We start from the raw sequence: 21,693 nt of genomic DNA on the forward strand, positions 1-21,693 counted from the left end.
CGGTGCCGGGAACGCATTTGGCGCGCATTATGACGATCACGGCCCTGGATGTCAGGGAAAAGCTAGTCGAAAGTCGCCACAGGTACAGTGATCGGCGTCGTTGGCTCGTCTGCCGACGACGGCTCAGGCCATGGCGTCGGGGAAACCGGGGGGCGCGGCCTCGAGCCGTTTGCCCAGCAGCGTGCGGAAGCGCGCCGGGTCGTGGGGCGTGATGTCGTGGGCCGGCGGATCGACGTGGATCACCAACAGCCGCGACAGCCAGTAACGCAGCGCCGTCATCCGCAGCATGGTTGGCCACAGTTCGCGTTCCTGCCCGGTCAGCGGGCGATGCGCGAGATAGGCGCCAAGGATGGCCTCGTAGCGATCGGCATCGAGATCGCCGGTTTCGTCGCTGGCCCAGTCGTTGATCACGATCGCCAGATCGAACAGCAACTCCCCGGTGCAGCCGTTGTAGAAATCGATGATGCCGCCGAGGCGGTCACCGTCGTAGAGGGTATTGTCGCGGAACAGATCGCCGTGGATCGCCCCCGAGGGCAGCTCGATGCCGTCGAACGCCTGAGTGTAGTCGGCGATCTCGCGGCTCATCAGGGCCTGGTCGTCGCCGGACAGAAACGGCAGCACCTCGCGATGGCGCCGCGTGAGCCAGTCGAGATCGCGCGGGTTGGCGCGCTCGCCGGTGAAATGCTGCGAGGCCTGGTGCATCCGGCCCAGGGCATCGCCGAGCGCGGCGCACTGGGCCAGGTTCGGGGCGCTGGGGTGGCTGCCCGGCATGCGCGGGAACAGCAGTGCGGGGCGCCCGGCCAGGCGCTGCAGGGCGACGCCGTCGCGATCGTGAACCGGTCCCGGCACCGGCAACCGCCGCGCAGCCAGATAGTCCAGCAGGTCGACGAAGAACGGCAGATCCTCGAACCCTCCCTGCTCGAACAGCGTCAGCACCCACTCGCCCTGTTCTGTCGTGACGAAGAAGGTGCTGTTCTCGGTGCCCTGCGGCACGCCCTTGAGCGTCTGCAGGCGGCCGACGGTGTAGCGTTCGAGAAACTCGGCGACCTGATCGTCGCTCAATGGGGTGAATACGGCCATGGGATCTCGGAATCTGGGGCGGACAGTTAGTGATAAAAAACCGCTGATGAAAAACCGCAGGATAAAAACGCAGCGCGCATTGTAGCGGCTCGCGAGGCGCTCTCCTACCGGCTATCCAGGCTGCGGGCCGAACCGCGGGCGCCTCGAGCCGAACCGCCCGCGGTCCGGTGCCGGCATCACTCCTGCTCGACCCACGCCGGTACTGCAACGCGGGACGCCTCGACGCGGGTGAAGTCGCCGTCGCCGTTGTCGTCGTAGAGGAAGTAGGGCTTGCTGTCGGCGGGCACGATGCGGATCGCATAGAGCTTGCCGTTGACGCGGTACTCGTCGATCGTGCGCTGGCCGTCCTGCTGGGACGTGATGCTGGGCTGCTCCGCGGGCTGTGCCCATGCAGGCAGCACCGACCCAGCGATCAGCAGCGTCAGCAGCAGGCTCGTCAGCGGTGCCGTCGTTCTCGATCTTGAGGTCATTCGCGGCCATCGTGACATGGCGGACTCCTTCGCTGGTCTCGGGGCACAGGCCCCCGGGGAGACGGACGCATCCAGTGTATCGCTTTCCACCCTGCCGGCGCAGGGGGGCGAACGCCCTGACGCCGAGCCGTGGCTTGCGTATCATGAGGAGATCGAAAGCCAGCCACGGATCACGCAGCTCATGGCAGATGCCCCCATCGTCCTCGTCGACGGATCGTCCTATCTCTATCGCGCCTTTCACGCGCTGCCGCCGCTCTCCACCTCCGATGGGCAGCCCACCGGCGCCGTGCGCGGCGTCCTCGCGATGCTCAAGAGCCTGATCAAGCAGTATCCGCAGAGCCCGATGGCGGTGGTGTTCGATGCCAAGGGCAAGACCTTCCGCGACGAGATCTACGCCGAGTACAAGGCCCACCGGCCGCCGATGCCGGACGACCTGCGCCCGCAGGTCGAGCCGCTGCACGACTGCGTCCGCGCCCTCGGCCTGCCGCTGCTGTGCATCGAGGGCGTGGAGGCGGACGACGTGATCGGCACACTGGCGCGGCTGGCGACGGATTCCGGCCGCGATGCGGTGATCTCCACCGGCGACAAGGACATGGCCCAACTGGTCAACCAGCACATCACCCTGGTCAACACCATGAAGGGCGAGACCCTGGATGTCGCCGGCGTCGAGGCCAAGTTCGGGATTCCGCCGTCGCTGATCATCGACTACCTGGCGCTGATGGGGGACAAGATCGACAACATTCCCGGCGTGCCGGGGGTGGGGGAGAAGACGGCGCTGGGCCTGTTGCAGGGCATCGGCGGCGGGCTGGACGCGATCTATGCCGACCTCGAGAAAGTCACCACGCTGAGTTTCCGCGGCGCCAAGACGATGCCGAAGAAGCTGGAGGAGAATCGCGAGCAGGCCTATCTCTCCTACCAGCTGGCCACCATCAAGACCGACTGCGAGCTGCCGGTGGGGCTCGACGACCTGCACTTGGCCTCACCCGACCGCGAGGCGCTGAAGGCGCTCTACACCCGGCTCGAGTTCAAGAACTGGCTGGGCGAGTTGCTCGAAGGCAAGGACGAGGGCGTGGATGATGTGGGCGCCGAGAACGCCGGCAAGTCGGAAATCGACGAGGACGTGACGCTGACCAAGCCGGCGCGCCACGACCAGACGCTGCTGACGCAGGCGGAATTCGATACCTGGCTCGAGCGGCTGAAAGCCAGCGAAGCGTTCTGCTTCGATCTGGAAACCACGAGTCTCAACTACATGGAGGCCGATATCGTCGGTATCGGCCTCTCGCTGGAGCCCGGCGAGGCGGCCTACATTCCCGTCGGTCATGACTATCTCGACGCGCCGGCGCAGCTGGATCGCGACGCCGTGCTGGCGGCGCTCAAGCCGCTGCTGGAAGACCCCGAGATCGGCAAGATCGGCCAGAACCTCAAGTACGATATTTCGGTGCTGGCGCGCTACCGGATCCGGGTCGCCGGCGCGCTGAACGACACCATGCTCGAGTCCTACGTGCTGAATTCCACCGCGACGCGCCACGACATGGATTCGCTGGCGCTCAAGTATCTCGGCGAGAAGACCATCGGTTTCGAGGAGATCGCCGGCAAAGGCGCCAAGCAGCTCACCTTCAACCAGATCGCGCTGGAAGAGGCCGTGCCCTACGCCTGCGAGGACGTCGACATTACCCTGCGTCTGCATCGCGAACTGCGGCCGAAGGTGGAGGCGTCCGGCCGTCTTGCCGAAGTGCTCGATACCCTCGAGCGCCCGCTGATTCCGGTGCTCTCGCATATGGAGCGCAATGGCGTCGCGCTGGATGCCAGGCGCCTGCACACCCAGAGTCAGGAGCTGGAAGGGCGGATTCGCGAACTGGAAACCGAGGCCTTCGAACTCGCTGGCAAGGAGTTCAACCTGGGCTCGCCCAAGCAACTGGCGGAGATTCTGTTCGAGGAGCAGAAGATCCCGGTGATCAAGAAGACACCCAAGGGCGCGCCGAGCACCGCCGAGGCCGTGCTCGAGGAACTGGCGCTGGATTACCCGCTGCCCAAGTTGATCATGGCGCATCGCGGCATGACCAAGCTCAAGTCGACCTACACCGACAAGCTGCCGCGACTGGTCAACCCGGCGACCAACCGGCTGCACACCAGCTATCACCAGGCGGTGACGGCGACCGGGCGGCTGTCGTCTTCTGATCCCAACCTGCAGAACATCCCGATTCGCACCGAGGAAGGGCGCAAGATCCGCCAGGCGTTCGTCGCCCGTGACGGCTACAGGATCGTTGCCGCCGACTACTCGCAGATCGAGCTGCGAATCATGGCACATCTTTCCGACGACAAGGGCCTGCTCGATGCCTTCGCCAACGACCGCGACATCCACGCCGCCACTGCGGCGGAAGTCTTCGGCGTGGCTCTCGACAAGGTCACCTCGGATCAGCGCCGCAGCGCCAAGGCGATCAACTTCGGGCTGATTTATGGCATGAGCGCCTGGGGGCTCTCACGGCAGCTGCACATCGAAGCCAAGCAGGCCAAGGTCTACATCGACCGCTACTTCGACCGTTATCCGGGCGTGGCCAGGTTCATGGACAACATCCGCGCCCAGGCCGGCGAGGACGGCTTCGTCGAGACCGTGTTCGGCCGCCGTCTCTACCTGCCGGAGATCAAGGCCCAGAATCACGCTCGCCGCCAGGCTGCCGAGCGCACCGCGATCAACGCGCCGATGCAGGGTACGGCGGCGGACATTATCAAGCTGGCAATGATCGACGTGCACCACTGGCTCAACCCGGCCAAGGGTAAGGCGGCATTCGACGCGTGGATGGTGATGCAGGTCCATGACGAACTGGTATTCGAGGTCAAGGATAGCCAGGTCGATGACTTCCTCATTGCGATCCGGAGCAGGATGCAGGACGCGGCCAAACTCAATGTCCCGCTGATCGTCGATGCCAATAGTGGGGCCAATTGGGACGAGGCGCACTGAAACCTGCGCTTGGCTGTCTTACACTGGTTCGACTTACACTGACGTGTCGTTTATCGCCGCATGACGGCATTATTTTCGCAAGGAGCACAAGGTAATGGCCAAACAGCAAATCGGTGTCGTCGGCATGGCCGTCATGGGGCGCAATCTGGCGCTCAATATCGAGAGCCGCGACTACACGGTGTCGATCTTCAACCGCTCGCGGGAAAAGACCGATGAGGTGATGCAGGAGAATCCCGACAGCAAGCTGGTACCGTTCTATAGCGTCGAGGAGTTTGTCGCCTCACTGGAAACGCCGCGCCGCATTCTGCTGATGGTCAAGGCGGGCGATGCCACCGACAAGACGATCGCCTCGCTGACACCGCATCTGGACCAGGGCGATATCCTGATCGATGGCGGCAATACGCCGTTCGAGGACACCATTCGCCGCAACAAGGAGCTCTCGGAAGCGGGCTTCAACTTTATCGGCACCGGCGTTTCCGGCGGCGAGGAGGGCGCGCTGAAAGGGCCGTCGATCATGCCGGGCGGGCAGAAGGAAGCCTACGACATGGTGGCGCCGATCCTCGAGAAGATCGCCGCCCGCGCCGACGACGGCGAGCCCTGCGTGGCCTATGTCGGCCCGGATGGCGCCGGTCACTACGTCAAGATGGTCCACAACGGCATCGAATACGGCGACATGCAGCTGATCAGTGAAGCCTACGCGATCCTCAAGGGCTCGCTGGGGCTCTCCAACGCCGAGCTGGCCGAGGTCTTCAGCGACTGGAACGAGGGCGAACTCGACAGCTACCTGATCGATATCACCGCCAAGATCTTCACCAAGAAGGATGACCAGAGCGACCAGGACGTGGTCGACATCATCCTCGATTCGGCGGGCCAGAAGGGCACTGGCAAGTGGACCAGCAAGAGCGCGCTGGATCTCGGCGTGCCGCTGCCGCTGATCACCGAGTCGGTCTTCGCGCGTTTCATCTCGGCGCTGAAGGACGAGCGCGTCGAAGCCTCCAAGGTGCTGAAAGGGCCAGCGGAGACGCCGCTCGAAGGTGACAGGCAGGAATTCATCGAGAAGGTGCGCAAGGCGCTCTTCTTCAGCAAAATCGCCTCCTACGCCCAGGGCTTCGCGCAGATGCGCGCGGCTTCCGAGCAGTACGACTGGAATCTCGACTACGGCGAGGTCGCCAAGCTGTTCCGCGCTGGCTGCATCATCCGCGCCCGCTTCCTGCAGAAGATCACCGACGCCTACCAGGAGAATCCCGGGCTCAAGAACCTGTTGATGGCGCCGTACTTCGGCGAGATCGCCGGCAACTACCAGCAGGCGCTGCGGGACGTGATCGCCCATGCCGTCCAGAACGGCATCCCGGTGCCGACCTTCTCCTCGGCGATCGCCTACTACGACAGCTACCGCAGCGAGAAACTGCCGGCCAACCTGATCCAGGCCCAGCGCGACTTCTTCGGCGCCCATACCTACAAGCGTGTCGATCGGGAAGGGACGTTCCACACCGAGTGGCTGCAGGACTGACGGAGACGAAGCGATGGCGGAGCTGGAACGGGATCGGGTTCGCGAGTATCTGGCGGGCCATGCGCAGCCGACGCTCGACGACGGCGCCCGAGCGCACTATCGGGAGCGTATCGCGGCGCAATTGAAGGCCCGTAACGCGGTACTGGTGGCGCACTACTACACCGATCCCGAGATCCAGGCGCTGGCGGAAGCGACCGGTGGCTGCGTGGCCGATTCGCTGGAGATGGCTCGCTTCGGCAAGAATCACCCGGCGACCACGCTGATCGTCGCCGGCGTGCGTTTCATGGGCGAGACCGCCAAGATCCTCAGCCCGGAGAAGTGGGTCTTCATGCCGACGCTGGAGGCGACCTGCTCGCTGGATATCGGCTGTCCGGCGGATGTCTTCTCCGACTTCTGCGACCAGCATCCGGAGCGTACCGTGGTGGTCTACGCCAACACCTCGGCGGCGGTGAAGGCGCGCGCCGACTGGGTAGTGACTTCGTCGATCGCGGTGGAGCTGATCGACCATCTCGACCGGCAGGGCGAGAAGATCCTGTGGGCGCCGGACCGCCATCTGGGCAACTATGTCCGCGAGCGCACCGGTGCCGACGTGCTCTGCTGGGACGGCGAGTGCATCGTCCACGACGAGTTCAAGGCCAAGGGGATTCTCGAGCTCAAGGCGCTGCATCCGGAAGCGGCGGTGCTCGTGCACCCGGAATCGCCGGCGTCGGTGGTGGAGATCGCCGATGTGGTAGGCTCCACCTCGCAGCTGATCAGTGCGGCTCAGCAGCTCGACAACCCCAGCTTCATCGTCGCCACCGATCGCGGCATCTTCTACAAGATGCAGCAGTTGATGCCTGGCAAGACCTTCATGGCCGCACCCACGGCGGGCAACGGCGCCACCTGTCGCAGTTGTGCCAACTGCCCGTGGATGGCGATGAACGGGCTCGAAAATACCCTGGCGGTGCTGGAAGACGCCAACGGCTGCGGCCAGGAGATTCACGTCGACCCCGAGATCGCACGCCAGGCGCTGGTGCCGCTGGATCGAATGCTAGCGTTCGGTGCCGAACTGAAGCGCCGCTAAATCTGTTTCGATGAAAAACTAAAGCGCCCGCCCCGGCTGACACCGGGACGGGCGCTTTTATGTCTCTACGATTTAGAAGTGGTAGTTGATGAATGCTCCCGCCCGCCACTGGGTGGCATCGCCGATATCGTCGACGATCGAGCTGTCTGCGGCATCGCCGGTCAGGCGCGAGACGCCGACCAGGCCGGTGATCGACCACTGCCGGGTGAGGTAGTAGCTGAGCGAGGCGTCGCCACCGATCGAGAAATAGCCGTCATCCGGGTCATAGGCATCGATACCCGAGCGCGCGCTCTCGCGGTTCGAGACGCCGAACATGTCGTCCGTCCAGGCGGCGCTGGTGTACTCGAAACGTGGCCCGATGGTGAAGGCCATGCGTTCGCCGAGCTTGGTGACGTGAGTCGCCTTGAACCTGACGCGGTAGCCATCGATATCGCCGCTGAAGGGCGTCTCCGCAGCGGCACTGTAGCGCCACGCCTCGTCGAGATAGCTGACGCGGAGTCCGGCGGTGGCGCCGCCGTCGACCTGGTCGAGGTCATCGATGTCGCCGGTATCGTCACGGCCGAAGGTGTAGCCGATGAACGGCGCGACCCGCCAGTTGTCCTGCTTGATCACGTTCCAGCCGATGCCGTCGGTGACGCTGACGAAGAAGGTGTCGCCGTAGGTGGCATCCAGCGACGGCCAGGCGTTCCATTCATAGTCGTCGCTACCCAGGTAGTCCGGGCTGTAGATGGCCCCGGCGCCGACGGTGCCTTCCCATTCGGGCTGGGCGGCGGCGGCCGAGGCGCTGATCGATAGGCCACCAGCGATTGCCAGCAACCAGATGCCATTCCGTGAAGCAGTCATGTCTCATATCCCTGTGACGAAGCGGGTTCGGCAAAAACATACGGTAGTGTAGGTAAAAACGCCAGCCTGTTGAGCATCATGCTCATTCCTCCACGATCGCGGCGGATTGCTCCTGAATGCCATCCGTCGCTTTGCGATCATCGCCAACCTCCTCTAAGTTGACTGTGATGCCGCCGCCTGACACGACGGCGTCCAACCGACTCCCCGGCCAGCGAACTCTCGCTGCCTGCCTCTGCCTCGCGGGCTTGCCAAACGCGCGCGGGCGACATGAGGCGCGCCCGACACGAACGATCTCGATAGCGATAACGACTCGATAGCAATAACGAACAGGATCGGGCGGAAACTGATGAGGATGACTCCATGGACGATAATCAACGATCGAGCACGGGCGTGGGTATCTACGAGCCCGGAAACGACTCGACTCAGCCCCGCTCTCCGGGCCGCCGGCGGTTTCTGCAGACGGCGGGGGTTTCCGGCTTGGCCGTGGCGGCGGCCCCGGCGCTCTCCCAGGTGAGCTACGCCGGCTCGCCGGACCAGCCGGCAACGCAGACTGATGCGCCACCTGCTGAGGGGAAAAAGCGCATCACGCTGACCGTCAACGGCCAGCGCCAGCAGCTGGACGTGACCCCCAACGTGATTCTGCTCGACGCGCTGCGCCACGGCCTTGGCCTCACCGGTACCAAGAAAGGCTGCGACCACGGCCAGTGCGGTGCCTGCACGATCCTGGTCAATGGCACCGCGATCAACTCCTGTCTCAGCCTGGCGGTCACCCACGACGGCGACGAGATCACCACTGTCGAAGGGCTCGAGAAGAGCGGGCAGCAGCATCCCATTCAGCAGGCGTTTCTCGAACACGATGCCTATCAGTGCGGCTACTGCACGGCAGGGCAGATGATGAGCGCCGTGGCGATCCTGCAGGACGAATCGATCGGCACCAGCGATGCCGACGTGCGCGAGGCGATGAGCGGCAACATCTGTCGCTGCGGCGCCTACAAGAACATCGTCGCGGCGATCCAGTCCGCCCGTGGCTCGATGACGGGAGGCAACGCATGAGACATTTCGACTATGCCCGCGCCGGGAGCGCGCAACAGGCTATCGCCGCCCACGGCAGCGACCGCGCCGTCTCGTTCCTGGCCGGTGGCACCACCCTGCTGGACCTGGTCAAGCTCGACGTCATGCAGCCCGACAAGATCGTCGACATCAACGGTGTCGCCCTCGACGAGATCGAGCGGCTCGACGATGGTCGCCTGCGTGTCGGCGCGATGGTGACCAACACCGCCCTGGCGCGCGACAAGCGTGTGGTCGAGAACTACACCGTGCTGTCCCAGGCCCTGCTGGCGGGGGCCTCGACCCAACTGCGCAACAAGGCCACCACCGGCGGCAACATCATGCAGCGGGTGCGCTGCCCCTATTTCCGCGATGGCGTTTCCGACTGCAACAAGCGCGAACCCGGCAGTGGCTGTGCCGCTATCGAGGGCGTCAATCGCACCGTTCACGCCGTGCTCGGTACCAGCGACGCCTGCATCGCCACGCACCCCTCGGACATGTGCGTGGCGATGGCCGCGATCGGCGCCACCGTCGAGGTTCAGGGGCCGGAAGGCACCCGCGAGATCGACTTCGCCGACTTCCACCTGCTGCCCGGCGACACGCCGGCGCGGGAGCACGCCCTCGAGCCTGGTGAGTTGATCACCCATGTCATCCTCGACGCGCCACTCGAAGGCAGCCGGTCGGGCTATCTCAAGCTGCGCGATCGCCAGTCCTATCAGTTCGCCCTCGCCTCCAGCGCGGTGATCGTACGGATGGAGGGCGACACCATTCGCGAAGCGCGAGTGGCGATGGGGGGCGTGGGCACCAAGCCGTGGCGCGCCCCGGAGGTGGAAGCGGCGCTCAAGGACAAGACCGCGAGCGAAGCCGTGTTTGCCGATGCGGCCAAACGCGCGTTCCAGAATGCCATCGCCTACGCCCACAACGGCTACAAGATTCCGCTCGGCCAGCAGGCCATCGTGCGCAATCTGTCCGACCTGACCGCCGCCTGATCGCCCGCGAGGAGAACCGACCATGAGCGACAAACAGCAGAGCATCATCGGCGCAGGCGTGCCGCGTATCGACGGCCCGGACAAGCTCTCCGGCCGCGCCAACTATGCCGCCGACAACCTGCCGCCCGACCTGGCCTACGGCTACGGCGTCTTCAGTACCATTGCCAGTGGCAGGGTCTCGCAGTTGAGCGTCGACGAGGCCCGCAAGATGCCCGGCGTCGTCGATATCTTCCATCACGGCCACTTTCCGTCGCTGTACCGGACGCCATCGAGCTTCGCCCAGGGCAACAAGGTCGAGGAGACCCGGCTACCGTTCGAGGACGAACGCGTCTACTACGAAGGGCAGTTCGTGGCACTGGTGGTCGCGGACACCTTCGAGAACGCCCGGGCCGCGGCACGGCGGGTCAAGGTGACCTACTCGGCCGACCAGGCCGTGGCCAATCTCGACCAGGGCGTCGAGGCCAACGGCACCCAGGCGGGCAGCGGCAATCATGATCGCGGCGATGCGGCCTCGGCGTTCGATGGCGCGGCGACCACCATCGATGTGACCTACCGCACGCCGGTGGAGACCCATAATCCGATGGAGATGCACGCTTCCACTGCCTGGTGGGACAACGGCGACCTGACGATCTTCGACGCCACCCAGGGCGTGGTGGTGGCGCGCAACGCGCTCTCCAAGATCTTCGCCATTGCGCCGGAGCGCGTTACCGTGTACGCGCCTTACATCGGCTCCGGCTTCGGCGGCAAGCTGTGGACCTGGCCGCATGCCATCGCCGCGGCGGCGGCGTCGCGTGAACTCGAGCGTCCGGTGCAACTCGTCGTGCCACGTCAGCAGATGTTCACCACGACAGGCCACCGGCCGGAAACGCGCCAGCGCCTGCGTCTGGCCACGGACGACAACGGAAAGCTAGTCTCGCTGCGTCATGAGTCGATCAACACGACGTCCTTTACCGACCAGTACGTCGAGACCTGCGGCAGCGTGACCAAAAGTCTCTACAGTTGCCCCAATCTGACGGTGAGCCACGAGACCACCCAGGTGAATCGCGGCACGCCGACCTCGATGCGAGCCCCCGGTGCCGCGCCGGGGCTGTTCGCGCTGGAGTCGGCGATCGACGAGATGGCCGCCGCCGCCGGTGTCGATCCGCTGCAGTTCCGGCTCGACAACTACGCCGAGCGCGACGAGAGCAAGGATCTCGACTTCTCCAGCAACCATATCGTCGAAGCGACGAAACGGGCTGCCGAACGCTTCGGCTGGGCCGATCGCAACCCGCAGATCGGCAGTATGCGCGAGGGACGCGAGATCGTCGGTTATGGCGTGGCGGCGTGCAATTGGGAGGCGCTGAAGATGGCCTGCGACGCGCGCGTCTCGATCCGCGCCGACGGCACGGCGTTCGCCTCCTGCGCCACGCAGGACATCGGCACCGGCACATACACCATCGTGGCCCAGACGGTCAGCGACGTGACCGGCATTCCCATCGACCGCATTACCGTCAAGCTCGGCGACTCCTCCTACCCGGATGGTCCTATCTCCGGCGGCTCCTGGGCGACGGCGACCACGCTGCCGGCCATCGCCGGGGCGGCACGCAATGCCCTCGACGAGATGAAACGCTACGCCACCGGCAGCAATGGCGCCTTCGCCGGAGCATCCAGCGACGCGCTGGATGCCACCGCCGGCGGCCTGCGCAACGCCGCCGGCAAGCAGGTGAGCTTCGCCGAGATTCTCGAGGCCGGGCGTTACGGTAGCGCCGACGGTGAAGCGCATACCGAGGCTGCCGACTCTAAGTACTCCTATCGCTCCTTCGGCGCTCATTTCGTCGAGGTGCGCTGGGATCCCGGCATTTCGCGTCTGCGCGTGGCGCGGGTGGTCAGCGCCATTGACGTGGGCAAGGTGATCAACGAAACCACCGCACGCAACCAGGTCGAAGGCGCCGTGGTGATGGGCATTGGCATGGGGTTGTTCGAGGCCACCGAGTACGACGAGCGCAACGCGCGGCCGGTCAACAACGACTACGCCGAATACGTGGTGCCGGTGCATGCCGACCAACCGGAGATCGACGTGATCCTGCTCGACTACCCGGATCTGGCGTTCAACGAGTACGGCGCCCGTGGTATCGGCGAGATCGGTACCACCGGGCTCGCGGCGGCCATTGCCAACGCGGTCCATCACGCCACTGGCAAGCGTATCCGCGAACTGCCTATCACCCTCGACAAGCTGATGGGCGACGTGCCCCAGGCACGGAGTGCATGACAGAGAGAAAGGTGCGAAGCGCGTGATGTAGAACGGCACGAAATGCCTGACGGATAGAGGGGCGTGGAGTGCGCGGCGGAGAGAGCGACGCCAAGCGCGAGCGTGACCAGCGACTGCGAAACGACGACGCCGGCCTCATGGCCGGCGTTGTTCCGATCGATGGGCTTACAGCGCAATCAGCGAGATGGCCGGCACGTAGGTGACGATCAGCAAGCCGATCAAAGAGACGATCAGGAAAGGGACAACGCCTCGGGCGATACGCCCCAATGGCAGGCCGGTGATATTGGCCGCCACGAACAGGTTGATGCCCACTGGTGGGGTGATGAGGCCGATGGAGAGCGCCGTCATCAGTGCCACGCCAAACCAGGTCGGATCGAGCCCCAGTTGCTGAACCACCGGCATGAAGATCGGCAGGGTGATGAACATGATGGTGATGGCGTCCATGAACATGCCGGCCAGCAGCAGAATCATCATCATCATCAGAACGATGACCCAGGGGCTCTGGCTCACGCCGAGCAGGGCGTCAGAGTAGTCGTTGACCAGCCCGTCCACGACCACTACCCAACCGAAGAGGCTGGCGAACGCCACGACCAGCATGACCACCGCCGATGACCCTGCCGATTCCGCCACGCAGGCGAACAACGAGCGCAGGCTGAGTGTGCGATAGACGAAGAAGCCGACGAACATGGCGAATACCGTCGCCACGATAGCCGCCTCGGTGGGCGTGAACAGCCCGCCGTAGATACCGCCGAGAATGACGACGGGTGTGAGCAGACCCCAGAAGGCTTCACGGAACGAGCGTAATAGACGTTTGGCGTAGGGTTGCCCGTCTCCTCGTTCCACTACCTGTCGAAAGGAGGTGTCTGCCGCTGCGCTTTCGCCGGCTGTCGGCGGGGGCATCAGTTTGGCGAACGGCAGCGCGCAGAGCATCAGTACGCCAAGCATCAAGCCCGGCAGAATGGCGGCCAGGAACAGGTCCGAAATGGACGTGCCCGCCAGAATCCCGTAGATCACCAAACCGATGGAGGGCGGAATGATCAGGGACAGGGCGGCGCCCGTGCAGACCAGGCCCGCCGCGAAGGCGCGGGAGTAGCCGTCGGCGACCATGCCGCGAATGATCAGCGGCCCGATCGCCGCCACCGACGCCGGCCCTGAGCCGCTGACCGCTCCCCAGAACAGGCAGACGACGGTGCCGACCAGCCCCATCCCACCCGGAAGACCGCCCACCAGTGTGCGGAAGAAGTTGATCATCTTCTCGGCAATGCCGGTGATACCCATGATGTTGCCGGCGAGGATGAAGAACGGAATGGCCAGCAGCGAGTATTTGGCGATGCCGGAGACGATCAGGTCACCGACCATGTCGAGGCCGAAGCCCATCACGTACATGGCGGCCATCGCGGAGAGCGCCAGGCTGAATGCCACCGGAACGCGAATGAGGACCAGCACGAAGAACAGGATGATCATCTGCGTACCGGCTGAGAGGTCTAGCATGAGGCGTCTCCCGGCCGGCGGAATTCGGCGATGGCCAGCTCGAGCTGGCGGATCATCAGCATGAGGAACCCCAGCGGCACGATCAGCGTGTAGTACCACTGCGGTATCTGCAGCGCGCTGGAAACGACGCCGCTGGTGAATTGGTGGCTCAGCAGCGTCACCGTGAACAGCGTGCATAGCGCCAGGGTCGCAATGATCAACAGCGTCGACAGGACGACCAGAGCCCGCTTGAAGGAAGCGGGAACGAGGTCGTAGAACACCGTGACCGCGAGGTGCTGTCCTTTCTTCGCGGCGATCGCCGCGCCGAAGACCGTCAGCAGCACCATGCCGTTGATGATCAGCTCCTGGGTCGATGCCAGCGAGTAGTTGGTGAGATTACGTACCGCGACATTGATGAAGCCCAGTAGCGTCATGCAGAGAAACACGCAGCCGCAGATGACTTCCTCGAGATGACGCCAGACTGATCGCATGATGTTCCACCCTCGTTCTGCCTGGACACCCGGCTACTGGCTGTCCGCTTCGCCGACCGACTGCTCGAAGGTCTGCACCAGATCCTCACCCACGCGCGCTGCCCACTGGTCGTAGACGTCGCTGGTAGCATCCCGGAAGGCCTGCAGCTGATCTTCATCCAGCGTGGTGATCTCCATGCCGTTCTGCTTCAGTGTGTCCACCCCGGTGCTCGTCTGCTCGCGGGCCAGGTTTCGCTGGTAGGCCATCGCCTGCTGGGCGGCGTCTCGTACCAGGGACTGCGTGTCGGCGTCCCAGCTGTTCCAGAGTCGTTCGCTGACGCCGACGAAGATCGGGTCGTAGGAGTAGTGCCACTCGGTGAGGTAGTCCTGCACCTCGTAGAGGCGCTGCGGCACGATGATCGATCCCACCGGGTTCTCCTGCCCATCGACCACGCCCTGCTGGAGCGCCGAAAAGGTCTCGGTCCACTGGATCTGTTGCGGGTTGGCGCCCAGCGCGTCGAACACATCGATATACATCGGTCCGGCGACGCGGATCTTCATGCCGCGCAGATCGTCGGGCGAGGATACCGGCTTGACGCTGTTGGTCAGCTCGCGGAAACCGTTCTCGCCCCAGGCGAGAATCTCGATACCTTTATCCCGGGCGATATCCTTCACGGCATCGCCCGGCTCGCCCTGGATGGCGCGATCCACCTGTTCGTAGTCGGTGAACAGATAGGGGAGCGAGAACACCGCCATCTCCGGAATCAGCGGGGTGACATTGATGGCCGAGGTGATGACGAAATCGATGTCCCCACGCCCCACCATCTCCGACTGCTTCATCTGGTCGCCGCCGGAGAGCACGGCATTGGGGAAGATGCGCACGCCGATGTCGCCATCGGAAGCCTGTGCCAGCAGCTCGTTGAATTTCTCTGCGCCTTTTTGCCAGGACGTGGCATCGGAAGTGTTGTGCGTCAGGCGATAGGTCTCCGCCTGAGCCAAGTTGGATGATAGCGCCAAGCACAGTGCGACTGCCGTCGGGATTATCGAGAGCTTCATCGTCGTTCGCCTTTAATGTTCCGCAAAGTGGAATTTTATTTCTTGTTGAGCGAAGAGTGACTGACGCCATCTGTCTGCGAAATTGGACGATGGTTGTAAATAGCGTCCAGTTATTTCCAGTTTTTCACTTCATTCGGCGTCATGGCACGCTTGTTTCCCCGATGGACAGGGGCGTTGTTATCGACGTTTCGGCATTGCATGGCGCTACGACGTGGGCTTTCTATGTTCCATAAAATGGAATGTAGTTAATATGTCGTATTGCTGAGGTGGGTGTGGGTTCACGATGCTCCGGGAGTCGGTCATGACTCGGCACCCACTTTCGAAGGATCAGGAGATCGTTATGCCAGTATTCAGACAGGCTTGGATCGTTGCGTTAGGTTGCGCCACTCTCGTGGCGTCGGCAGCAGTCAGTGCCGAAACGCTCAGGCTGTCCAGTGAAACCAGTGACTCCACCAGCCGCAATATGGGCGCCGAGCGTTTTGCCCAGCTAGTCGATGAGGCGACCAACGGTGACATGCAGGTTCGTGTATTCGGCAATGCGGTGCTGTCTGGCGGCGATCAATTGCGCCAGGCGGAAATGGTGGGGCGTGGGGACATCGACTTCGTGCTCTCGACCGCTATATCGGTGTCGCCGTTGATACCGGAAATGGCGGTCTTCTCCCTGCCTTACCTGTATCGCAACTACGACGAGGTCGATGCCACGCTCGAGGGCGAACCGGCTCGTCGGATGGAGCAGATCATGGCAGAGCATGGTCTGGTCGTGCTCGGCTGGGGGGAGAGCGGTTTCCGCGAGCTGACCAACAGCGTCAAGCCGGTATCCTCGCCCGACGATCTGCGCGGCATGAAGGTTCGCGTTGCCGGTCCGATGTTCATCGACGTCATGGATGAGCTGGGTGCCAACCCGCAGCAGATCCAGTGGACCGAAACCTTTTCGGCGCTGCAGCAGGGTGTGGTCGATGGGCAGGAGAATCCTGTCGGCGCCATCATCGTGCCGCAGCGGATTTACGAGGTTCAGACTTACCTGACCGACTGGCACTACTCATACGATCCCGCCTTCCTTGCCGTCAGTCGGGCGAAATGGGACTCCTGGAGTCCCGATATGCAGACGACTATGCGCCAGGCCGCCGAGGAGGCGATGGCGTATCAGAAATCACTCACTCGCGAACAGACCGAGTCCGGATACGACATCCTTGTCGAGCATGGCATGAAGGTCACGCGGCTGGAGGATGCCGAGCTGGCGGCTTTTCAGCAGGCCACGCGCCAGACGTTCGATTCCTGGTCCCGGAAGGTCGGCCCTGAGCTGGTCGAAAGTTTCGAGCAAACCATAGCTGGGGTGCGTGACGCTGAATGACTCGGCATCGGGCATCGAGCCGGCCGTCATGTCCATCGGCCGGTGCACAACAGTTGCGAGGAGGCGAACATGAAGGCGTTGCTGAATGACAGGCGCGTTATGGTTGTGGGGGCCGGCTCCTGTGGTGAGGGCTGGGGGAATGGTAAGGCAGCGGCTGTGGCCTACGCCCGTGAAGGTGCTCGCGTGATCGCCGTGGATCGCGACCTGGAGGCGGCGCGCGCAACCCAGGCCTTGATTCAGGCCGAAGGGGGATTCTGCGAAACGGTAGCGGCAGACGTGAGCCGAACCGATGACATCATTGCAATGGTCGAAGCCGCAATGGGGCATCTGGGGGGTATCGATGTGCTGCACAACAACGTGGGCATTGCCATCACGGGAGGCCCCGAGGAGACGTCGGAGGAGGAGTGGGAGCGTGTCTTGCGAATCAATCAGACCAGCGTTTTTCTGATCTGCAAGCACGTACTGCCGATCATGCGCCGGCAAGGCGCGGGAAGCATCGTGAATATCTCCTCGATTGCCGCGCTGCGCTGGATCGGTTTCGCCTACTCGGCCTACACCACTTCCAAGGCGGCGATCGTCGCCTTCACCGAGAATCTGGCGGCTCAGTATGCTGCCGACGGCATCCGCGCCAACTGCATACTGCCTGGGCTCATGAACACGCCAATGATCCATGCGCCATTGACGGCGGCCTACGGTGGTGATGCCGAGGCGATGATCGAGAAGCGCAATCGCCAATGTCCCATGGGGTTCATGGGGGATGCCTGGGACGTTGCCAACGCCTCGCTGTTTCTCGCCTCCGACATGGCACGATATGTCACCGGCGTCAGCCTGAATGTCGACGGAGGGTTCTCGCTGCGTGCCGCCGTCGGATGAGCCGGACAGTCCGGCTCACCTGGTCATCTGGGCTTTTCGGATCTTCGCCTTGAGGGCCTGGGCTTCCTTTACCAGGCGCGGGCCCAGCTCGCGCTGGCGATCCGGTTGCATGCGGCTCTCGATGGCGGCAACCGAGAGAGAGCCCAGCACCCGGCCGTGACAATCACGCACCGCGGCACCGATCCCCCACGAGCCGGAAACCACCGAGCCGCGGTTGATGCCGTAACCCAGTGCGCGGCACTCGGCAATGCGGGGGCGATGATCCTCGCGCTGATCGTTGGGGAAGCACGCAGCGCACTCCTCCGCGTTGGCCTCCAGGCACTGCTCGATCTCGTCGTCGTCCATGGCGGCGAGCATGGCGATGCCGCCGCCGCCGACCCCGAGTGGTAGCCGCGTGCCCGGTTGCAGCACATGCGTCTTGATCGGATAGCTGCCGTCCTCGCGGATCAGGCAGATCGAATGCCATTCGCTGCGCAGCGAGAAGAAGGCGCTGTCACCAGTGTCGGCGGCGATTCGTGCCACCGGCGTCGAGGCGATCTGGCTCAGTCCATAGCGCTGGTTGGCGATCACGCCCAGTGCATAGCACTCCGGGCCGAGAAAGTACCCCTCCTTGTCGCTTCTCTCGACCATGCCTTCGGCCATGAGCGCTTGAAGCAGGCGATGTACGGTGGGTTTGGAGAGCGTCGTCTGCTGGGTGATGTAGGCGAGCGAAACCCCCTTGCCCAGTTGTCCGGCGATGGCGCGAAGCACTTGCATGGTGCGATAGGTGGACTGAGCCCCCTGAATATGGCCTGAACTCATCACGTTGATCCTCGTGTTCCATAATGTGGCCTAATTATTTGGTCGATATCATCGATTTTTATGTTGAAGGCCTGATAGTCGGCGAATAACTTGAAATAAAGCCGATTTGTTTATTCCATTTTATGGAATCAGGAGAAAATATGTCAACTCGAGCGCGGATAGTCGGTTGGTCGCATCTTCCCTTCGGGAAACGTACCGAGCCGGACACGGAAGCGATGATCGGCCAGGTCGTGAAGGACGTTCTGCAGCATGGAGGCGTGCCGGCAGCCGATGTCGACGCCGTCTACCTGGGGGTCATGAACAACGGATTCTCCAAACAGGATTTCCAGGCCGCCCTGGTGGCGATGGCGGACGACGAGCTCATGCACACGCCGGCGACACGGCTCGAGAACGCTTGCGCCACCGGCTCCGCCGCCCTGCATGCGGGGCTGGATTTCATCGAATCCGGCCGCGGCAGAATCGCCCTGGTGGTAGGGGCGGAGAAAATGACGTCACTGCCGACCTCGGAGGTCGGCGACGTCCTGCTGGGTGCCAGCTATCGCAAGGAAGAGATGACCGCAGGCGGCTTTCCTGGTGTCTTCGCGAGCATCGCGGATGAGTATTTTCGTCGCTACGGCGACCGGCGCGAGGAACTGGCGCTCATCGCTGCCAAAAACCACCGCAACGGCGTTGCCAATCCTTTCGCCCATGTGCGCAAGGATCTGGGGTTCGAGTTCTGCCATACCGTCAGCGACAACAATCCCATCGTGGCCGATCCGTTGCGCCGTACCGATTGTTCGCTGGTCTCCGATGGTGCCGCGGCGATCCTGCTCGCCGACGAGGAGACGGCGCTGACGCTGGAGCGGGCCATCGCTTTCCGTTCCCGGGTTCAGAAAAACGACATCATGGCCTTGAGTCGCCGTGATCCCCTGGCGTTTGCCGGTGCGGCCGGCGCCTGGCGCGCAGCATTGGAGAGTGCCCGGATTACCCTCGATGACCTCGATTTCGTGGAAACCCATGACTGTTTCACGATCGCCGAATTGATCGAGTACGAAGCCATGGGGCTGACGGCTCCCGGTGAAGGCCATCGTGCCATTCGCGAGGGCTGGACTTACAAGGATGGCCGGCTGCCGGTCAACCCTTCCGGCGGGCTCAAGGCCAAGGGCCATCCCGTGGGGGCTACCGGCGTCTCGATGCACGTGATGGCCTGCATGCAGCTGATGGGTGAGGCCGGCGACATGCAAATCCCCGGTGCCAACCTGGCCGGTGTGTTCAACATGGGCGGAGCCGCCGTGGCGAACTACGTCAGCGTCATGGAGCGCAGCCGATGAGCGGGGCGGTACGACAGCCGGCATGCGGCATCGTGCCGGTCAGCAAGCGAGTGATGAACCTCGCCAACTTCCTGAGCCAGGCGATGCGGCGATATCCCGATGCACCGGCATTGGTGATGGGCGAAGCCTCTCTGTCATGGCGCGAGTTGGATCGGCGCGTCAGCGCGCTGGCGCTGGCGCTGAAAGCACGGGGCCTGGGCAAAGGGGATCGATTGCTGGTCCATAGCCGTAACGGTTTCGAGATGGTGGAGACCCAGCTGGCGGCGTTTCGGCTGGGGGCTGTGTGGGCACCGGCGAACTTTCGGATCTCCCCCGGCGAGGCCCAGTGGCTTGCCGAATTGACCGAAGCCAGGATCCTTGTCATCGGGGCGGAATTCGAGCGCCACTACGAGGCCATTCGCGACATCGGCCCGGGTCTCGCCTTTACCGTAAGAATTGGTGAGGGGACGTTCGGCGATGCCGCATACGACGACTTCCTGCGCGAGTACGAGGGTCAGGCGTGCGCCAACGCCGACGTGGAGCACGATGACCCCTGCTGGTTCTTCTTCACCTCGGGCACGACGGGAAAGTCGAAGGCGGCGGTGCTGACGCATGGCCAGATGGGGTTCATCACCACCAATCACCTCTGCGATCTCATGCCCGGCACGGATCAGGCGACCGATGCCAGTCTGGTCGTGGCACCGCTGTCCCACGGCTCGGGAATACACTACCTCACCCAACTGGCGCGTGGGGTCAAGACCGTGTTGCCCACGGCCAGTGGCTTCGATGGCGACGAGATCTGGCGTCTGATCGAGACGCATCGCATCACCAACCTGTTTACCGTGCCGACCATCGTCAAGATGCTGGTCGAGGATCCCGCCTGCGAGCGCTACGACCATTCATCGCTGCGCTACATCATCTATGCCGGCGCGCCGATGTATCGCGCCGATCAGAAACGGGCGCTCGAGCGGCTCGGCAAGGTGCTGGTGCAGTATTACGGCCTGGGCGAGGTCACTGGAAACATCACCGTGCTGCCACCGAGCCTCCATAGCGCCGATGACGGCGGCTTCAAGATCGGCACCTGCGGCTACGACAGAACCGCCATGCAGGTTTCCGTGCAGGATGACGAAGGGCGTGAACTGCCACCCCATGAAACGGGGGAGATCTGTGTCTGTGGCCTCGGTGTCTTCGCCGGCTACTACGCCAATCCGGAAGCCAATGCGAAGTCGTTCCGCCATGGCTGGTTCCGTACCGGCGACCTGGGGCATCTCGATGAAGAGGGATTTCTCTATATCACCGGGCGCGCTTCCGACATGTTCATTTCGGGGGGCTCCAACATCTATCCGCGGGAGATCGAGGAGAAGATGCTGACCCATCCCGGGATTCGGGAAGTGGCGATCGTCGGGATGCCGGACGAGCAGTGGGGGGAGGTCGGCGTCGCGGCGGTGGTGCCGTCCGAGGGTAGCCAACTGGACGTGGAAGCGCTGCAGGCTTGGGTCAAGGAGCGAGTCTCGAGCTACAAGGTGCCGCGCCGTTATCACCTCTTCGAGACGTTGCCGAAATCCAACTACGGCAAGATCACCAAGAAGATCATCCGGCAAGCCATCGAGGATCGGGAGGCACGCTCATGAGCCGCACGCTGCAGTCCGGTTATCACCGGCCCCGCATGCTGCGCCATGTCGGTCGCTTCAGTCCGGTGCGGATCCAGAGCATGCACTATCAAAGCGGCCGTCATATCCGGCTGCTGCTCCAGCCTGGGCGCTCGCTCTATGACGCGCTGGTCCGGCCGTTGCAGGCCATCGGCGTCACCAGCGCATCGACCACCATCCTGGGTGGCCACTTCGATCATCTCGAGTACTGCGTCGCGCCTCCCGACCCGAGCGGCAAGGCCGTCATCGCCTACTCCAGCCCCATCGACGCGGGGGCGTCGTTCATGGTGTTCGGCAATGCCACCCTGGGCAAGGACATGGAAGGGCGGCCCCTGGTCCATTGCCACGCTTCCGTTCGCGTCGAGGACGGCAGCGTCAAGGGCGGCCATATCGTGCCTCAGGCATCGATCATCGGCGCCACGCCGATTTCCGTGCTGGTCACGGCGCTCGAAGGGTTCGAGCTGCGCCAGGCGTTCGACGACGAGACCAACATTCCCTTGTTGAAGCCGTTCAAGGAGTCGTGAC

General features: G+C 63.6%; 18 protein-coding genes. 11 read left to right on the forward strand and 7 right to left on the reverse strand.

Annotated features, from left to right (window positions below; translation table 11 throughout):
• Positions 1 to 123: 123 nt before the first annotated feature.
• Both F0A16_RS04280 and F0A16_RS04285 read right to left on the reverse strand, forming a co-directional pair.
• Positions 124 to 1,080 (reverse strand): homoserine kinase, encoded by a 957-nt coding sequence (locus tag F0A16_RS04280; RefSeq protein ID WP_149434171.1) that lies wholly within the window; start codon positions 1,078 to 1,080, stop codon positions 124 to 126.
• A gap of 176 nt (positions 1,081 to 1,256) precedes the next feature.
• Positions 1,257 to 1,550, reverse strand: a complete 294-nt coding sequence (locus tag F0A16_RS04285) for a DUF2782 domain-containing protein (RefSeq protein WP_149434549.1) — start codon at positions 1,548 to 1,550, stop codon at positions 1,257 to 1,259.
• A 181-nt stretch (positions 1,551 to 1,731) separates the two neighbouring features.
• Here F0A16_RS04285 and polA point away from each other — a divergent pair, with 181 nt between their 5' ends.
• The 3 genes from polA to nadA all read left to right on the forward strand — a co-directional run bounded on the left by polA (position 1,732) and on the right by nadA (position 7,082).
• Positions 1,732 to 4,509 carry a DNA polymerase I gene (gene polA / locus F0A16_RS04290; RefSeq protein WP_149434172.1) on the forward strand — a complete coding sequence of 926 codons (2,778 nt, stop codon included), beginning with the start codon at positions 1,732 to 1,734 and terminating at the stop codon, positions 4,507 to 4,509.
• A gap of 94 nt (positions 4,510 to 4,603) precedes the next feature.
• Positions 4,604 to 6,019, forward strand: coding sequence for an NADP-dependent phosphogluconate dehydrogenase (gene gndA / locus F0A16_RS04295; protein WP_149434173.1), 1,416 nt, complete (start codon positions 4,604 to 4,606; stop codon positions 6,017 to 6,019).
• A gap of 13 nt (positions 6,020 to 6,032) precedes the next feature.
• A complete protein-coding gene (nadA, locus tag F0A16_RS04300) occupies positions 6,033 to 7,082 on the forward strand; it encodes a quinolinate synthase NadA (RefSeq protein WP_149434174.1) in 1,050 nt (349 codons plus the stop codon).
• A gap of 72 nt (positions 7,083 to 7,154) precedes the next feature.
• Here nadA and F0A16_RS04305 read toward each other — a convergent pair whose 3' ends face one another.
• Positions 7,155 to 7,925 (reverse strand): MipA/OmpV family protein, encoded by a 771-nt coding sequence (locus F0A16_RS04305; RefSeq protein WP_149434175.1) that lies wholly within the window; start codon positions 7,923 to 7,925, stop codon positions 7,155 to 7,157.
• Between the two features lie 360 nt (positions 7,926 to 8,285).
• On the opposite strand from F0A16_RS04305, the gene F0A16_RS04310 reads away from it, so the two are divergent.
• Genes F0A16_RS04310 through F0A16_RS04320 form a run of 3 tightly spaced genes read left to right on the forward strand, consistent with a single transcriptional unit; the run spans position 8,286 to position 12,209 of the window.
• Positions 8,286 to 8,978, forward strand: coding sequence for a (2Fe-2S)-binding protein (locus F0A16_RS04310; protein WP_149434176.1), 693 nt, complete (start codon positions 8,286 to 8,288; stop codon positions 8,976 to 8,978).
• On the forward strand, positions 8,975 to 9,961 hold the full coding sequence (locus tag F0A16_RS04315) for an FAD binding domain-containing protein (protein ID WP_149434177.1): 987 nt from the start codon (positions 8,975 to 8,977) through the stop codon (positions 9,959 to 9,961). The genes F0A16_RS04310 and F0A16_RS04315 overlap by 4 nt, the downstream gene beginning before the upstream one ends.
• 22 nt (positions 9,962 to 9,983) lie before the next feature.
• On the forward strand, positions 9,984 to 12,209 hold the full coding sequence (locus tag F0A16_RS04320; RefSeq protein ID WP_149434178.1) for a xanthine dehydrogenase family protein molybdopterin-binding subunit: 2,226 nt from the start codon (positions 9,984 to 9,986) through the stop codon (positions 12,207 to 12,209).
• Between the two features lie 165 nt (positions 12,210 to 12,374).
• Here the strand turns inward: F0A16_RS04320 and F0A16_RS04325 are convergent, their stop codons facing one another.
• From F0A16_RS04325 to F0A16_RS04335, 3 genes are read right to left on the reverse strand one after another with little or no spacing between them, the layout of a single operon-like run.
• Positions 12,375 to 13,700 carry a TRAP transporter large permease gene (locus F0A16_RS04325; protein ID WP_149434179.1) on the reverse strand — a complete coding sequence of 442 codons (1,326 nt, stop codon included), beginning with the start codon at positions 13,698 to 13,700 and terminating at the stop codon, positions 12,375 to 12,377.
• Entirely contained in the window at positions 13,694 to 14,170 is a 477-nt protein-coding gene (locus F0A16_RS04330; protein ID WP_149434180.1) for a TRAP transporter small permease, read from the reverse strand. The genes F0A16_RS04325 and F0A16_RS04330 overlap by 7 nt, the downstream gene beginning before the upstream one ends.
• Before the next feature lie 33 nt (positions 14,171 to 14,203).
• Positions 14,204 to 15,205, reverse strand: coding sequence for a DctP family TRAP transporter solute-binding subunit (locus tag F0A16_RS04335; RefSeq protein WP_149434181.1), 1,002 nt, complete (start codon positions 15,203 to 15,205; stop codon positions 14,204 to 14,206).
• Between the two features lie 340 nt (positions 15,206 to 15,545).
• Between F0A16_RS04335 and F0A16_RS04340 the strand changes: the two genes are divergently transcribed.
• On the forward strand, positions 15,546 to 16,556 hold the full coding sequence (locus tag F0A16_RS04340; protein ID WP_149434182.1) for a DctP family TRAP transporter solute-binding subunit: 1,011 nt from the start codon (positions 15,546 to 15,548) through the stop codon (positions 16,554 to 16,556).
• Positions 16,557 to 16,625: 69 nt separating this feature from the next.
• Complete coding sequence (locus F0A16_RS04345) at positions 16,626 to 17,429, forward strand: SDR family NAD(P)-dependent oxidoreductase (RefSeq protein WP_149434183.1); 804 nt, start codon at positions 16,626 to 16,628, stop codon at positions 17,427 to 17,429.
• Between the two features lie 15 nt (positions 17,430 to 17,444).
• Here the strand turns inward: F0A16_RS04345 and F0A16_RS04350 are convergent, their stop codons facing one another.
• A complete protein-coding gene (locus F0A16_RS04350; RefSeq protein ID WP_149434184.1) occupies positions 17,445 to 18,230 on the reverse strand; it encodes an IclR family transcriptional regulator in 786 nt (261 codons plus the stop codon).
• Positions 18,231 to 18,370: 140 nt separating this feature from the next.
• Between F0A16_RS04350 and F0A16_RS04355 the strand changes: the two genes are divergently transcribed.
• The 3 genes from F0A16_RS04355 to F0A16_RS04365 are packed head-to-tail and all read left to right on the forward strand — an operon-like array spanning position 18,371 to position 21,692.
• Complete coding sequence (locus tag F0A16_RS04355; protein ID WP_149434185.1) at positions 18,371 to 19,540, forward strand: acetyl-CoA acetyltransferase; 1,170 nt, start codon at positions 18,371 to 18,373, stop codon at positions 19,538 to 19,540.
• Positions 19,537 to 21,150 (forward strand): acyl-CoA synthetase, encoded by a 1,614-nt coding sequence (locus tag F0A16_RS04360; RefSeq protein WP_149434186.1) that lies wholly within the window; start codon positions 19,537 to 19,539, stop codon positions 21,148 to 21,150. Before F0A16_RS04355 ends, F0A16_RS04360 begins: the two co-directional genes overlap by 4 nt.
• On the forward strand, positions 21,147 to 21,692 hold the full coding sequence (locus F0A16_RS04365) for a PPC domain-containing DNA-binding protein (RefSeq protein ID WP_149434187.1): 546 nt from the start codon (positions 21,147 to 21,149) through the stop codon (positions 21,690 to 21,692). The genes F0A16_RS04360 and F0A16_RS04365 overlap by 4 nt, the downstream gene beginning before the upstream one ends.
• Position 21,693 lies beyond the last annotated feature (1 nt).

Origin of the sequence: Salinicola corii (genome assembly GCF_008298015.1) — a bacterium.
Taxonomy (GTDB): domain Bacteria; phylum Pseudomonadota; class Gammaproteobacteria; order Pseudomonadales; family Halomonadaceae; genus Salinicola; species Salinicola corii.